At 63.3% G+C, this 13,866-nt stretch carries 13 protein-coding genes; 6 read left to right on the plus strand and 7 right to left on the minus strand.

The features are described from left to right. The first annotated feature begins 117 nt into the window (after window positions 1–117). A complete protein-coding gene (locus tag MCHLDSM_RS01405; protein WP_234713814.1) occupies window positions 118–789 on the plus strand; it encodes a GntR family transcriptional regulator in 672 nt (223 codons plus the stop codon). A 66-nt stretch (window positions 790–855) separates the two neighbouring features. On the opposite strand, the gene MCHLDSM_RS34825 is transcribed toward MCHLDSM_RS01405, so the two are convergent. Next, on the minus strand, window positions 856–1,473 hold the full coding sequence (locus MCHLDSM_RS34825) for a TetR/AcrR family transcriptional regulator (RefSeq protein WP_053082811.1): 618 nt from the start codon (window positions 1,471–1,473) through the stop codon (window positions 856–858). Window positions 1,474–1,637: 164 nt separating this feature from the next. Here MCHLDSM_RS34825 and MCHLDSM_RS01415 point away from each other — a divergent pair, with 164 nt between their 5' ends. Both MCHLDSM_RS01415 and MCHLDSM_RS37605 read left to right on the plus strand, forming a co-directional pair. Continuing rightward, window positions 1,638–2,873, plus strand: a complete 1,236-nt coding sequence (locus tag MCHLDSM_RS01415) for a macrolide family glycosyltransferase (protein ID WP_053082812.1) — start codon at window positions 1,638–1,640, stop codon at window positions 2,871–2,873. Beyond that, window positions 2,870–3,781 (plus strand): hypothetical protein, encoded by a 912-nt coding sequence (locus tag MCHLDSM_RS37605; protein ID WP_131722572.1) that lies wholly within the window; start codon window positions 2,870–2,872, stop codon window positions 3,779–3,781. Before MCHLDSM_RS01415 ends, MCHLDSM_RS37605 begins: the two co-directional genes overlap by 4 nt. A gap of 66 nt (window positions 3,782–3,847) precedes the next feature. Here the strand turns inward: MCHLDSM_RS37605 and MCHLDSM_RS01425 are convergent, their stop codons facing one another. The 5 genes from MCHLDSM_RS01425 to MCHLDSM_RS01445 all read right to left on the minus strand — a co-directional run bounded on the left by MCHLDSM_RS01425 (window position 3,848) and on the right by MCHLDSM_RS01445 (window position 9,567). Continuing rightward, window positions 3,848–4,702, minus strand: a complete 855-nt coding sequence (locus MCHLDSM_RS01425) for a sugar phosphate isomerase/epimerase family protein (protein WP_048468551.1) — start codon at window positions 4,700–4,702, stop codon at window positions 3,848–3,850. Between the two features lie 142 nt (window positions 4,703–4,844). Continuing rightward, entirely contained in the window at window positions 4,845–6,140 is a 1,296-nt protein-coding gene (locus MCHLDSM_RS01430) for an MFS transporter (protein WP_048468552.1), read from the minus strand. 203 nt (window positions 6,141–6,343) lie between these two features. Beyond that, a complete protein-coding gene (locus MCHLDSM_RS01435; RefSeq protein WP_048468553.1) occupies window positions 6,344–7,714 on the minus strand; it encodes a M24 family metallopeptidase in 1,371 nt (456 codons plus the stop codon). Between the two features lie 74 nt (window positions 7,715–7,788). After that, entirely contained in the window at window positions 7,789–8,460 is a 672-nt protein-coding gene (locus tag MCHLDSM_RS01440) for a helix-turn-helix domain-containing protein (protein ID WP_053082813.1), read from the minus strand. Window positions 8,461–8,652: 192 nt separating this feature from the next. After that, window positions 8,653–9,567 carry a cupin domain-containing protein gene (locus tag MCHLDSM_RS01445; RefSeq protein WP_048468554.1) on the minus strand — a complete coding sequence of 305 codons (915 nt, stop codon included), beginning with the start codon at window positions 9,565–9,567 and terminating at the stop codon, window positions 8,653–8,655. Window positions 9,568–9,702: 135 nt separating this feature from the next. Here MCHLDSM_RS01445 and MCHLDSM_RS01450 point away from each other — a divergent pair, with 135 nt between their 5' ends. Both MCHLDSM_RS01450 and MCHLDSM_RS01455 read left to right on the plus strand, forming a co-directional pair. Then, window positions 9,703–10,581: an NAD(P)-dependent oxidoreductase gene (locus MCHLDSM_RS01450; RefSeq protein ID WP_082168638.1), complete on the plus strand. Its 879-nt coding sequence runs from the start codon at window positions 9,703–9,705 to the stop codon at window positions 10,579–10,581. Next, a complete protein-coding gene (locus tag MCHLDSM_RS01455; RefSeq protein ID WP_048468555.1) occupies window positions 10,581–11,234 on the plus strand; it encodes a carboxymuconolactone decarboxylase family protein in 654 nt (217 codons plus the stop codon). Before MCHLDSM_RS01450 ends, MCHLDSM_RS01455 begins: the two co-directional genes overlap by 1 nt. A gap of 415 nt (window positions 11,235–11,649) precedes the next feature. Here MCHLDSM_RS01455 and MCHLDSM_RS35500 read toward each other — a convergent pair whose 3' ends face one another. Next, the gene (locus MCHLDSM_RS35500; RefSeq protein WP_168440051.1) at window positions 11,650–12,522 is read right to left on the minus strand and encodes a cupin domain-containing protein; all 873 of its coding nucleotides are present in this window, start codon (window positions 12,520–12,522) and stop codon (window positions 11,650–11,652) included. Between the two features lie 168 nt (window positions 12,523–12,690). On the opposite strand from MCHLDSM_RS35500, the gene MCHLDSM_RS01470 reads away from it, so the two are divergent. After that, a complete protein-coding gene (locus MCHLDSM_RS01470; RefSeq protein WP_048468558.1) occupies window positions 12,691–13,596 on the plus strand; it encodes an NAD(P)-dependent oxidoreductase in 906 nt (301 codons plus the stop codon). Window positions 13,597–13,866 lie beyond the last annotated feature (270 nt).

Here is a 13,866-nt window from a genome sequence, read left to right on the forward strand (position 1 = left end):
GTTTCGCGGAAGCCGCTGCTGGTCGGTGCGCGATCGACCGGTCGACCGCCACCGTGCCGGATCCGCGCGAGGCGGTCCTGCACAAGTCACCGGTTGGCAAGGTGTAAGGACGCATCGGTGCTCGACGATCTTCTGGATCCATTCGCCAAATCGGACCCCGCCAGTCAGCGGGTGGCCGACCATCTGCGCCTGCAGTTGTTGCACGGCAGCATCGCCCCGGGTCAGCGCATCCGCCAAGGTGAAGTAGCCGCGTCGTTCGGGGTCAGCCGACTCCCCGTCCGTGAAGCGTTGCGGATATTGGCCGCCGAAGGATTGGTCGAGCTGCACGCAAACAAGGGTGCCCGCGTACCGCACTTGAGCATGAGGCAAGTCGACATCGTCTATCGCATGCGGGAGTCGCTCGAACCCCTGGCCCTCGCGGAAAGCCTGCCCTCTCTGACCTTTTCCGACGTCGCACGGCTGAGATGCATTCAGCATGAGATCGAGTCCAACGCCGACATCGAGCGCTTCCTGGACCTCGACCGAGAATTTCATCTTTACAGTTATCACGGCTGCACGGTCGAACCGCTCAGCTCGACGGTGGTGCGGCTTTGGAACACCACCCAACACCACCGGCGCAGCTTCGTGACCCTGACCGGGTCCGACCGGGCCTGGGTCGTCAACGCCGAACACAATCTGCTGCTCGACGCCATCGAACACGGCGACACTGAAGCGGGGCAGACCATCTTGGCCGGTCACATCCGCCGCACGCGCACCGAGTTGGCGCTACATCCAGAGCTGTTTCACTAATACGTGTCGACCAATTCTGGTCAGTATTCAAGCACCGCCATTCTCGGGAGTTCGTCGGTCCAGACCTCAGCGCCCGCTGTCACTCAATATTTCGGTACTGGGTGCGCCTGCATTGGGCCCGGGGCCATGTGCACCGGCCACGAACAAGTCAACTGTCAGGGCAATGAAGGCGTGTTCGCCCGCGATGGGTTCTGGGTGCAGGACAGCCGTCGTGACGAGGCTGCGCAGCAGCGTCGCGGCTATCGCCCGGCTCGATAGCGACGATGTGGTGGCGCCGGGAGTGCGGTCGAGAATTGCTGCTAGAACGCCGATTTCGTCGTCGATATTCGCCCTGACCCGTAAGCGGTAGCGGTCGTCGACGAGGGCTGCCTGAATGGCCACCGACAGCAGAGCTCGTCGTTGGCGCAGCGTCGCCAAGAACAGCTGAGCCGCCTCGAGTAGACGCTCACGTACCGGGCGGTCAGACCGGTCGGCGATGGTCTGCAGATCAGGGCCGACGTAAGCACGCCCAAGCACAGCCTCGATGAGGTCTGGCTTGGTGGCGAAGTGATAGAAGACCGACCCTGTTGCAACGCCCGCTCGGGCGGCGACGTCGCGGGTGGTGGTCGCCGTGATCCCTTGCGTTGCGAACAACTCGAGCGCGGCATCGAGGATCTGATCGCGTCGACTCGGGCGAGCACCCATAGTGACCTCCGTGAGCGAGAGCTTACGCGCGGCGAGTCGGACTCGACAGTGCGACCACCGCCCGCGATTAGAGCATTTGATCAGTGAGCTATCGCACTGCTCACGATCGGTTCTAACCGCTAAACTGACTATATGCTCAGTTTCGGGATCGTTCTGAGAGGCACATGATGTCAGCGCTGCGTACTGCCGCGCCGCCCATCGCCGTGATGTCCGTCGGCTCGGTGGGTCACCTGAACCCGATGCTTCCGGTCATCGCCGAACTCAGCAGGCGGGGACGCCGCGTTGTTGTCTACGGGCGCTCGCCGCAGCGCGCGCTGGTGGAGCGGGCCGGTGCCAGTCTGCGGCCGTATCCGGATGTACCCGCACGCGAGGGCCGGCCGCTGAAGACACCGATTGCATTTCTCGATCTGGTGGCCACCATGACGCGCCGGCTGATGCCCTGGTTGGTCGACGACATCGGCGACCTCGCCCCTTCGATGATGGTGCACGACGCCGCTGCGCTCTGGGGAAAGCTCGCCGCCCGTGTCACGAGCACACCTGCCGCGTCGGCGATTTCGACGTTCGCCTTCAACAACCGGTTCCGCGCACCCGACGACCCGGTGTTGAGCATCGGCACGCTTGTGCGCATGGCGACGAGCTGCTCCTACTCGGCAGGCACCCACTACGCATGGGAACGGTTGCTCTTGGCGATGCGCAGGCAGGTGCCCTTGGCGCCCCTGCGGCGGGCGATGGAGAATCTTGAGGACCTCAATATCGTCTTCACCTCACGCGAGATACAGCCGGCTGCCGAAACTTTCGACGACCGATTTCTGTTTGTCGGTGCCTCGATTGGCAATCGCGAACCCGACGACTCCTTTGCCTGGGATCGTTTAGAGGATCCGGTTACCTTCGTCTCGTTGGGAACAACGTTCTCCGACCGGGCCGGTGTCATCAGCCGTATCGTGCGGGCGCTCGACGGTCTGCCTGGCTCATTGGTGGTCGCCAGCGGCCATGTGTCGCCCGCCGAGATCGGACGGGTGGGTGCGCGCACGATCGTCACTAATCATGTGCCACAACCGGAATTGTTGGGTCGGGCAACGGTGTTCGTCACTCACGCCGGAATGAACTCGGCCATGGAGTCGCTGGCCGCGGGGACACCGATGGTAGCCCTGCCACAGGGGGCGGATCAGCCTCTGGTCGCGGCTCGCATCGCTGAACTCGGCACAGGAATCGACGCCGGATCCGATCCGACCGCCCAGGAGATTCGTTCGGCGGTCATGCGCGTTATAAGCGACCCTTCGTACGCCGCGGCCGCCCGCACCATGGGCAGGACTCTGATCGAGGCCGGGGGTCCGCGGCGCGCCGCCGACGCACTGCTCGAGTATGAGGAGTCATCGCGCAGCGCGGCGGTGTCGACGTGAGCGTCGCACTTGTCTTTGCCGCTGTCGTAGCGTCAATCCTGATGGCATGGATGGAAACCCTCGGCTGGGTCCTGTCCGGCGGTGTTCGATCCACCAGAGGCCGCCGTGTCGCTGAGTTCGCGTCGGCGGGACCATTCGATCTGCCCGCGCGCACACCGGTTTTGGTGTATCTGGACGGCATGGGGCGCCGCGGGCCTCGGCAAAGCCGCGACGGAGGTCACCTTGTGGCCGCCATCGCAGAGCATCTACCCCAGGCCCGCATCATCGTCGATATCTTTCCCTACGGACCGACAGGGGTACCGCTCGAGCAGCGACGCGTCACCGGGGTTGTGTGGTGTATCGCCAAACACGTCTTCCCGCCTCTGATCTGGCTGCGCAACCTTGCCCAGCTGCCGCTGTTGCATCTACCCGTACTCGGGACAGCGGTACGGACACAGTTGGCACTCGAAGTGGCTTCTCGACTGACCGCCGTTGGTCATACGCCAGGTCGGCCGGTCGTCCTGGTGGGATTTTCGGCGGGTGCACATGTTGCCGAATGCATTGCCGGCATCCTTGTTGAGCTCTGCGGCGGCAGGGTTCACCGGGTCCACATAGCGGGTGTGGATCGCCGTCCGACGGCGGCGCCGGGGTGCAGCATCCGCGTTGATTCCCGTGCCGATCGAATATGTGCACTGGTTCGAGTAGGGCTGCAGCGAGACATCACTTGTGGCGTTGAGGTGATGGGTGTGCATCACTTCGGACCGGAGGGCTGGACCAGTATCACGCCGCGCGCCAGCGACGGATCAGTGCCGGTCGAACTCGCTGCGGCTGCGGTCTCATCGGTTGTCGGTCAACTCGTGGGTGAGGGTTCCGACGGCGCCTGCGCAAATTTCACGAAGTCGCGGGACTGCTCTGCGCTCGCTGAGTGATCGCAATTCCCGATGCAGCCACAACCGGTCTTGCGGATCGCACATTCGCATGTCGCGCTGGCATGCTCAGGCCAGATGCCGGCGGTCGGAGGCGAGGTCGAGAACTTCACGTGCGCCGCGCAGTGCCGCGCGGCTGCGCTCGATGGCGGGTGCTTGCCACAGCACCGGCGCCTCGACGCTAACTGGGACTCCCTGCGGTAAGGCCCCTAGCATCGCCACGAGGTCGATGTTTCCCGCGCCGGGGAACAGCCGTGCGGTGCGACCCTGGTCTCGCAAGGCCTCGACGCTCGTGGGGCGTTCGGCCACGCCGTCACAGATCTGGACGTAGCGGATCCACTCCGTTGGCAATGCGGCTAGGTCGGCGGGTGTGTTCATGGCGCGGTCATAGTGCAGCGCGTCAACGAGCAGCCCGACATTGGGATGTCCGCAGCGTTCGACGATCGCCGCCCCCTGCTGCAGGTTCACGACGTCCGTCCATGGCATTGGTTCCAAGTTGGGTGTCAACCCGTAATCGGCTGCCAGATCGGCGAGTTCGGCCAGATGGTCGGTGAGGCGCAAGTGATCGGGATCGTTGCCGGTGACCAGGATCTGGCTGGCACCCAGGTAGGCTCCGGTTTCGAGAAAGGCGGCGAAGTCGCGCCGAATCCGGGTTTGGGGCTTGAGCCGCAGTACTTCGATATCGATCAACGCCAGTCCGGTGTCATCGAGTCTGCGACGGGTTTCGCGGATCAGCGGGGTCATACCGACCGTTGGGCGCAGAGGTTCGGCCTCGGTGGCCCGGATCAATCGGAGTCCGACGCCATCAAAGCCCGCCCGCGCGGCGCAGTCAACCATTTCGTCGGGCCCGAGTTCAACCACCGTTAGCGGCGCCAATGAGATTGGGCGGGTGACCGCGGGGGCCTCAGCTGTGGGCCTGTACATGCATACTCCTTGTCCCCCAACACCTCCCGCGGGCGCCGACCATGCCATTGTCGGACAACCGAGCCAGAATTTGGGGGTTCCCTCGCTGGGGGCGCCTGGGCCGCACCGTTTTCCTAAACCGGGCGCCGGTTCCGGTGATTTCTTAGCGAACCAGTCGAGTTCGACTGGTTTCAGCGGTGAGGGACACAGCGATCAGGCCGAGTAGCGCGCAGGAGGTGCCCCAGATGCCCGGGGATGCAGCCCACCCCGTGGACGCGACGAGCTGACCGCAGATGTAGGGCCCGAATCCCGCTGCGGCGATGGCACCCAGATTGAAGCCTAACGATGTTCCGGTGTAGCGGACGCGGCCGGGGAATATCTCTGCCATCATCGTGTATACCGAGGCGGCGATGAAGGGCTCGATTATCGCGAACAGCACCAGGATCGGGATGATCTGCCACAGGCTGGTGCTCGCACCGACGATGAGAAACAGTGGCACCGAGAGAAGAGCGTAGGCACTGTATCCGATGATGGCGATCGGTCGACGTCCCCGCCGGTCGCTGAAGTGGCCCATGACAGGGAACAGGGCTGCAGTTACCAGCAGTATGATCCCGAGCGTCGTATACACCTGGGCGAGTGTCATGCCTTTCACGGACACCAGGTGGATTCCCATGTACACCTTGAGCAGGAAGCTGGGGCCCAAGACTGCCATGGTCATGCACACGACTCGCAGCACGTCGGCCCACTGGTGCCGCAAGACGTCGCGCACTGGAGTGCGGGTCACGTTCGCCTCAGCGACGATGGCGGCGAATTCTGGCGAATCCTCAAGCCGCATCCGTAGGAACAGGCATCCGATGGTCAGTGGCAAGCAAAGCAGGAAGGGTAGCCGCCAGCCCCACTCGCGCATCGCCTCCGGGTCGAGGCTGGCGCTGAGCGCGGCGACGATCAGTGATGCGGCTGCGTAGCCCAAGCCGGCGCCGAATACTGGCGTTGATCCGTAGAGGCCGCGTCGGTGGGCTGGCGCCATTTCGACGATGTAGGTTTGCGCGCCGGTGAATTCGCCTCCTGCACTTACCCCTTGCAGCAGGCGCAGCAGGAGCAGTAGCACCGGTGCCCACAACCCGATTTGGGAGTAGGTGGGCAGCACGCCAACCGCGGTTGAGGCGCCACCCATGAGAAAGATGGTGGCCATGAGCACATTTCGCCGGCCCACCCGGTCCCCGATCGCACCGAAGATGATGCCCCCGAGCGGCCGAGCGAGAAAGCCGCCGCCGAAGACAGCCAAAGCTGCCAGTGTCGAGGCGGCAGGATCGTCGGAAGGGAAGAGCAGCGGCGCGAACACCACGGTCAGAAAGCCGTAGATGGTGAATTCGTAAAACTCGACTGCACTACCCAGAGTGCTGGCCGCTGTTGCTCGTCGAAGGGTGCTGCGATTCGACGCTATTTCCGTTGTCGACATGAATTGACTTCCTGATCAGAACGGCCGATGCCCGGCCCCCTACTGCCGGTGACGCGGCCCGCCCCGCGCGAGACGATGATGACCGACCTTGGCCTGTACCGCCCAGCCACTACTCATGGCCTAGCAGCTAGCTTTTTCCATGGTCACGGTCGGTTGTCTCTGCTAGGAAAACGTAGCGGCATCACTGATCGCAGCCTCCCCTGTCAGCCGCTGAGCGGGACAGTGTTCTTGTGAGATTGCGCGTCACGCTGGGTATTCAACGGCCCGGAAACCGTGTAATACCGCTGTCCTGCGACGAGGAGTTCTTCGGCCGGGAATTTGGTGATGACTTCGCAGCCGTCGGCGGTGACCACCATTTCTTCTTCGATGCGCGCCGCGCCCCACCCGTCACTGGCGGGCCAATAGGTTTCCAGGGCGAAAACCATTCCCTCCTCGATCACTTCGGGATGTTCCATGGAGACCAGCCGTGAGAATACGGGCTTCTCCCAAATCGACAGTCCCACGCCATGCCCGTATTGCAGGGCGAATGCGGCTTCCTCATCGGGAAAGCCGAATTCCTGGGCTGTCGGCCAGACCGAGACGATGTCGGCGGTGGTCGCGCCGGGCCGGACAAGGCGGATCGCCTCGTCCATGTATTCCCGGCAGCGCTTGTAGGCGTCGACCTGTGGTGAGGAGGCGCTGCCGACCGCGAATGTCCGGTAATAGCATGTTCGGTAGCCGTTGTAGCTGTGCAGAATGTCGAAGAACGCCGGGTCGCCCGGTCGCACGATGCGATCGGAGTACACGTGCGGGTGCGGCGCGCACCGCTCACCCGATATCGCGTTAACGCCCTCGACGAACTCCGAGCCCAAGTCGTAGAGGGTCTTGGCGACAAGGCCCACGCATTCGTTTTCGCGAACCCCGGGCCGCAGGAACTTGTACAGGTCGTCGTAGGCGGCGTCGACCATAGAACACGCGTGAGTGAGCAGCCGAATTTCATCGCGAGTCTTGATGCGCCGCGCCTCCAGGAACACTTGCTGACCGTCGACGACGGTGATGCCCGCCGCCTGCAGCGCGGCCAGCACCGGCATCTCGATCACGTCGACACCCAGCGGTTCGTTCAGCAACCCGTACAACTCGAGTTCACGTTTGATCTTGGCGGCGACGCTTTCCCCCATGCCCACCAACGGATTGATGGCACCCCGCAGAGTAGAGATGCCGGCGCGGGCACCACTGGGGTTACGTGGGTCGGCGCCGTGATGTGCCGCGTGCGGATCGCCGTCGGCGTGGGCATTCGAATAGTCCAGCCACGGGTTGTACAGCTGATGATGCTTGGCGGCCGACCCGAAGTCCCACACAATCGGTTCGCCGCCGCGCACCAGCAACGCGAACCGAATCAATTTGTCAACGGCCCACGTTCCGATGTGGGTTGCCGTCATGTACCGGATGTTGGCGAAGTCAAAAGCGAGCACCGCGCCGAGCTCGGAGCGCTCCAGCTGGTCGCGCAGCCGAGCGAGCCGCTCGGTGCGCAGTCGATCCATGTCGATCCGGGTTTCCCAGTCGACGGCATTGGGGCCAGTTGTCGGAATTGCCATCCAGAGCGGTCCTTTCGTCGCGGCGTGCGCCAACCTCTAACACCGCGATGGGAACCTCGCGTGGCACGCGTTAATCAATACTTAACACCGGTGGTGTCGGCTGCGTCAACCCGCTCGTGGACGTCCCCGTTTTCCTCGGCAGCCGAATATCGCCGTTGGGCGAAGGTTTGCGATGTGGCGTCAGCGGTGTTCTGTTCGACGACGTGCCAGATTCCTTGAGCCGCTTCGCTGCTCTCGTTGACGTAGGCGTGGGGGGTGGCCGAATCGAAGTTGATCGACGAGCCGGCCTCGAGAACGAAGGTATCGAATCCCAGATGCACGGTTAGTCGTCCCGACAGCAGGAACCCGTATTCGTGGCCGGTGTGACGCATCAGCCCGCCTCCGGATGAGGAGGTGCTGCCTGGGGGGTAGGTGACCAGCAATGCGTCCACTAGCGGGTCGGGACCTGGGGTTAAGCGTTCCCACGTCACCCCGGTGTCCATCACCAACACGGCCCGCTTGTCCGGGGTGACGACGGGCGCTGCGGGTCGCTCGGTGCGCGTGGCGTTGCCGGTGAGCAGTTCGTCCAGGGATATGGACAGCGTCGATACCAGGGAATACAGGGTCGCCACCGATGGCTGTGCGCGACCGTTTTCGATCTGCGAGAGCATGCTCGCCGAGATCCCGACCCGGCGGCTGAGTTCGCGCACGCTCAACTTCGCCGCGACCCGGGCGGCTTTCAGCCGTGCGCGGGCATCAGGCTCCACCTCGCCCCTCCCTTCCTCGTCCCCGAAGGGGCGCAACCGCGCCGCGGCAGGCGGCCCGAGCGTTGATTGTCACTGAACACGTCGGTGCACGGCAAATGCCGCGCCGCGTGGCCCCTTGGAACCAAGAGGCGCTCGAGTCATATTCAACGGTGCGCGTCGTCCTTCGCGGTCGCGAGTTGGGGATGCCACGGCTCAGCCGATATTGGTGTGCCCGGCCCAGTCGTTGTGAAAGAGGAACGCGTCGCTGGCCGGTGGCAGCGGTGCCTGCAGCTCCACCCAGCAAACGGGCTCTTTGCTGATCGGTGTGAATCCGTGGGAGGCCCCGACTGGGGCGAAGATGAGGTCTCCTGCGGCGGCGTGGTTGGTCTCGCCGTCGCAGAAGGTCTTTGTCTGCCCCGATAGCAGGTAATAGACCTCGTCGAAGGGGTGGATATGTTCTTTGGCGGTCTGTGGTATCGCCCCTGGGTTGGGGGTGAATTGGACGATGAACATCGTGTGGTGGCGTGAGCCGAGTAAGTCGTCGACCATCATGCGGATTTGCACGTTCTGGATGTTGGTTCCGTGGTATCCGGGCATCGAGATCGACCCGGGCGGAGCCATATCCGACTGTTCGAAATGACCGGCGAAGGGTTTGACAGGGTCCAGTTCGTCGACCGGCACGCCGTCGACGGGCACCGCGATTTCCGGTGCGCTGAACACTCCCGCGGTGCCCCGGCCGCCGATCGGGCGCGGGTGGGGGGTGTGGACCCGCAGGAACCGCGCCGGCGTGTCTGACGGGTTATTCCATGCGTGCCCGGCAGCGAAGGGGACCAGTCCGAAATCGTGGGGCTTCAAGGCGTAGCGCTTGTCGGCGATCGCTACCAGCGGGTTGCCTTCAAGAACGAAAAATGACTCCTCAAATGGGTGCCGATGACCCGGCACTGTTGCACCGGGCTGTAGCTCCACCAAAGCGACCGAAAGGTGGGTCGCACCCTGTTCGTGGTTGAGGAAGGGTGCCACCCGCACTCCCTGCCCGGGCTCGCTGGGATGCTCGGCGAATTGGCGGTCTTGCCCGCGGTAGACGCTCATCATGTGCGGCGCGCGGGTGTTCTCGGCTACTTGAGTCATGGGTACACCTTGACTTATCCCACCCCTGTTAATCAATACTGAACATCGGAAAGCGTGGTTCGCCGGTCACCCGGCCGGCTCCAGGCTGCCCCACTCCCGTCGCAGGGACCTGGACTTTTGACAAGGAGGCGGTCGGTGAAAGTCAGCGTGCTGGGACTCGGCCAAATGGGATCGGCGATCGCCGAACGGCTCATCGACGCCGGCCATTCGGTGAGCGTGTGGAACCGCACACCGGGTAGGGCGACCGATCTTGTGCAGCGCGGAGCTGTCGAGTTATCCGCCTTGCACGCGGCGTGGGACGCCGATGCCTGTATCACCATGCTGGCCGACTCCGCCGCCCTGATCGATGTGGCTCTGGGGCGCAGCGGGCTGGCGCTGGCCGACCGCGCCCACGGCAAGTACCTGATCGACATGAGCACCGTGTCGGCGGAATCCTCCAGCGAGGTCGGCAAGGCGGCGGCGGCCAACGGCATCAAGTACCTTCGCGCGCCGGTCAGCGGCAACCCCGGCGTGGTTCGTGCAGGCAATCTCACTGTCGTCGTTTCCGGTGAGCAGGCCGACTGCGTGGCGATCGAACCTCTGCTGCGTGATATCGGCCCCCACGTGTTCCGCGCCGGCGAGGGTGAAACGGCCCGCATCGTAAAGCTAGCGCTGAATCTTATGGTCGCCGGCACTGCGGAATTGCTCGCTGAATCCCTCGTCTTGGCGGAAGCCCATGGCGTGGAGCGCACCAAAATGCTGCAAATCCTCGGCGCCTCCGCAGCTGGTTCTCCGTTCGTCAAATACAAGACGGGCCCATTGTTGGCCGATGACTATACATCGACGTTCAGCACCCGCTTGATGCGAAAAGACCTGGATCTAATTCTCGACTCTGCCGCCGCTGGGGGCGCGCCGCTGCCACTTGCCGCGAACGTCCAACAGCTACTGCAGGCATGCATCTCGAGCGGACTCGGCGACTTGGATTTCATGTCACTGCTGATCCGCCTCAAACGCGAAGCAGGTCAGAGCACTTAATGCCAGATGCCGACGCCGCAGCGCAGACACCTGACCGCCGCGCATTACACGAAGACGAGAGAATCGCCATGCCGCTCGCACCCCTACTCGATGCGACAGAATTTCCGGAGACCGACCAGGATCTGCTGGCCACCGCGTCGAAGGCGTATGGGCATGTGCTTAACGCTTGGGCGGCGATCGGCAATAGCCCGGGCCTATTTAGCACCTACCTGCCCTTTGTGCGACAACTCAACGGGCCAGGCAAGCTCGAACCGCGCATCAAGGAATTTGTGGCAGTGCGCATTGCCGTCCTCATGCACTGCCGTTATACGGCTAGCCACCGCTGCACGGCCGCCCTGGCAAACGGAGCCACCGAGCAAGAACTCGCCGCAGTGGCCATTGGTGACTACAGCGGCTTCACCGAACGTGAACGGCTCGCTCTTCAATTGACCGATGAGATGACAACAGAGCTGCCGACCCGCAACCGTATGGATAGTCGAAGTGGCTTATCCGCACAGCTGGGCCAAGCCGCCCAAGCTCTGTTCGATCCCGGAGCGCTGGTGGAACTCACCATGAGCGTTGGGCTGTGGAACGCAATGACGCGGTTTCACCGAGTGATGGACATCGATCTCGACATGCCCGAGCCGCCCGCGGCCGTGGACTCCGCACTGTAGTTGTCCCACCGCGGCGGCACGGAGGTGCTCAGCGGTCGCTAACGGTCGCTCACCGTCAGGGCTTAGATGAGCTGGTATTGGCTTGGCTTGGGCGTGCTCATCTCATATATTGGGTGGTGCCTGTTGCGTTCGCTTCAGGAAGTGAGCCCGAGACCCAGCTGGACGACCGCGGCGCTCGGGCTTCGCGATTTTCATGGCCTTGGTCAGACGTCACGGATGCTCGTGACGGCGGGGTTGATGAGGTCTTCTTCAGGCTGTTTTTGGTGACTGTGCCGATGACCGCTTCGGGAGCATTTCGAGCCTCGTGCTGGGAGTATCCGGTCGTCGCTGATCCTGTCGGCGGCGCGATGGCCGTGCTCAGGCCACTCCAATCAGCGATGGCAATGGAGGGCGAGAGCGCATGGCCTGGTGCTGCTCACCCCAGGTTTGGCTGACGTGACCAGTCGTTATGAAAGGTGGTTCCGTGGCTGGCCGGCGGCAGCGGCGCCTGAACTTCCACCCAGCACACCGGCTCGGTGCTGAGGGGCGCAAAGCCATGAGATGTGTTGGTCGGCGCGAACATCAGATCGCCGGCGACCGCGCGGTCTTCCTGGCCGTCGGAGAAGGTCTGCGTTTCACCGGCGAGCATGTAGTAGATCTCCTCGAAGGGGTGGAAGTGTTCCTTGGCAGTCTTGGTCACAGTCCCCGAGCCGGGGGTGAATTGGACGATGAACATGGCGTGCTGGCGCGCGCCGAGCAGCTCGTCGACCATCATTCGGATCTGCACATTCTGGACATTGGCGCCGTGATAGCCCGGCATGGAGATTGACCCCGGCGGGGCCATATCGGATTGGTCGAAGTGGCCGACGTGGGGTCTGGCGGGGTCAAGCTCGTCGACCGGCTCACCGTTGCTAGGTGGCTCGGTTTCGGGTGCCTCAAAGACGCCCCATTGCCCGCGTCCGCCGATCGGGCGGGGTTGGGGGGTGTGGACACGCAAGATCCGCGCGCGGTGTTCGGACCGGTTGCTCCATGCGTGGGCGGCGCCGTGGGGCACTAGTCCGAAGTCATGGCGTTGCAGGGCATAGCTTTTGTCGGCGATCCGCGCCAGTAGGGTGCCTTCGAGGACGAAGAACGACTCTTCGAATGGGTGGCGGTGTCCACGCACGTGGGCGCCAGGCGCGATGTCGACAACTGCGACATTCAGGTGCGTCGCTCCCCCTGCTGAGCTGAGGAGCGGTGCAACCGATATGCCTTCGCCAGGTTCACTGGGGTGGGCCGCGTCAAACTGGCGGTCTTTGCCCCGGTGCACGCTGAGTCTCCGGGGGAATCGAGAATGTCCTGTCGGCTGAGTGATCGTTTCATCTTGACGTAGCCACCCCCTGTTAATCAATACTGAACATCAACGCGGTTCTGGTGATACCCAGGAGGCGCCGATTCTCGTCGATTGCGGCCCCGAGCCGCGCACAGGAGGAAGTGGATGAAGGTCAGTGTGTTGGGACTCGGTCAGATGGGCACCGCCATCGCCGAACGGCTTATCGATGCCGGCCACACCGTGATGGTGTGGAACCGAAGCAAAGGAAAAGCCGGCAGCTTGGTAGCGAAGGGAGCGGTCGAACTTCTTACCCCGCAACAAGCTTGGTCTGCCGATGCCTGCATCACCATGCTCGCCGACTCGGCGGCGCTGACAGAGATCACCCTGGGGCCTGGCGGTTTGGTTAGCGGCTTCCCCGACGCCGAGGAGAAGTTCCTTATCGATATGAGTACCGTCTCGCCTGAATCGTCGAGCGAGATCGCCACGGCCGCAAGGAAACACCGCGTCAAGTATCTGCGGGCTCCGGTGAGCGGCAACCCGGGGGTTGTGCGGGCGGGCAACCTCACCATCGTCGTCTCAGGTGACCAGGCGCATTGTTCGGCGGCGGAACCACTGTTGCGCGATATCGGTCCGCACGTCTTTCGTGCTGGTGACGGCGAAACGGCGCGGATCGTGAAATTGGCCCTCAATTTGATGGTCGCAGGTACCGCCGAACTACTCGCCGAATCTCTCACGCTCGCCGAGGCGCATGGCGTCGAGCGTGGGACGCTGTTGGAGATTGTGGGGGCATCGGCGGTGGGGTCTCCGTTCGTGAAATACAAGACGGAGCCGCTGCTAGCCAACAACTTTGCGTCAACGTTCAGTACTCGGCTGATGCATAAGGATGTGGATCTGATCCTGGCGTCGGCCGCCGCTGGCGGGGTCCCACTTCCGGTTACCGGAGTGATCCATCAAATGCTACAGGCCGGCATTTCTACCGGGCTGGCCAATCTGGACTTTATGTCGCTTCTGATTCTGCTCAGGCGGGGGGCGGGCCTGGCCGGGTGGAGTGGTTCCCGCCGTATCGGCTGACGAGCAAGAACAGACAACGGCGCCGGCTTGGCCCAATCGCGACCGGCGCTTGGTCGGCTGCGCTGGTTGCTGTCGAAATCTGTACCGCTGTATGGGCTTGTGGCGAGTTCCGTTACTGAGTCTTTCGCAATTTGCTTGTTCCGGATTCAGTTTGATCGTGCAAGTCGCCGGTGCGTGGTGCAGCTTTAGCGCCGGGGAGGTACTCAGCTAGCGACCGGCATCCTGAGCCGTGTGGCGGTGTCGGGTCGTTTGGCTCTGTTCGTGACGTCG

Origin of the sequence: Mycolicibacterium chlorophenolicum (genome assembly GCF_001044235.1) — a bacterium.
Taxonomy (GTDB): Bacteria; Actinomycetota; Actinomycetes; order Mycobacteriales; family Mycobacteriaceae; genus Mycobacterium; species Mycobacterium chlorophenolicum.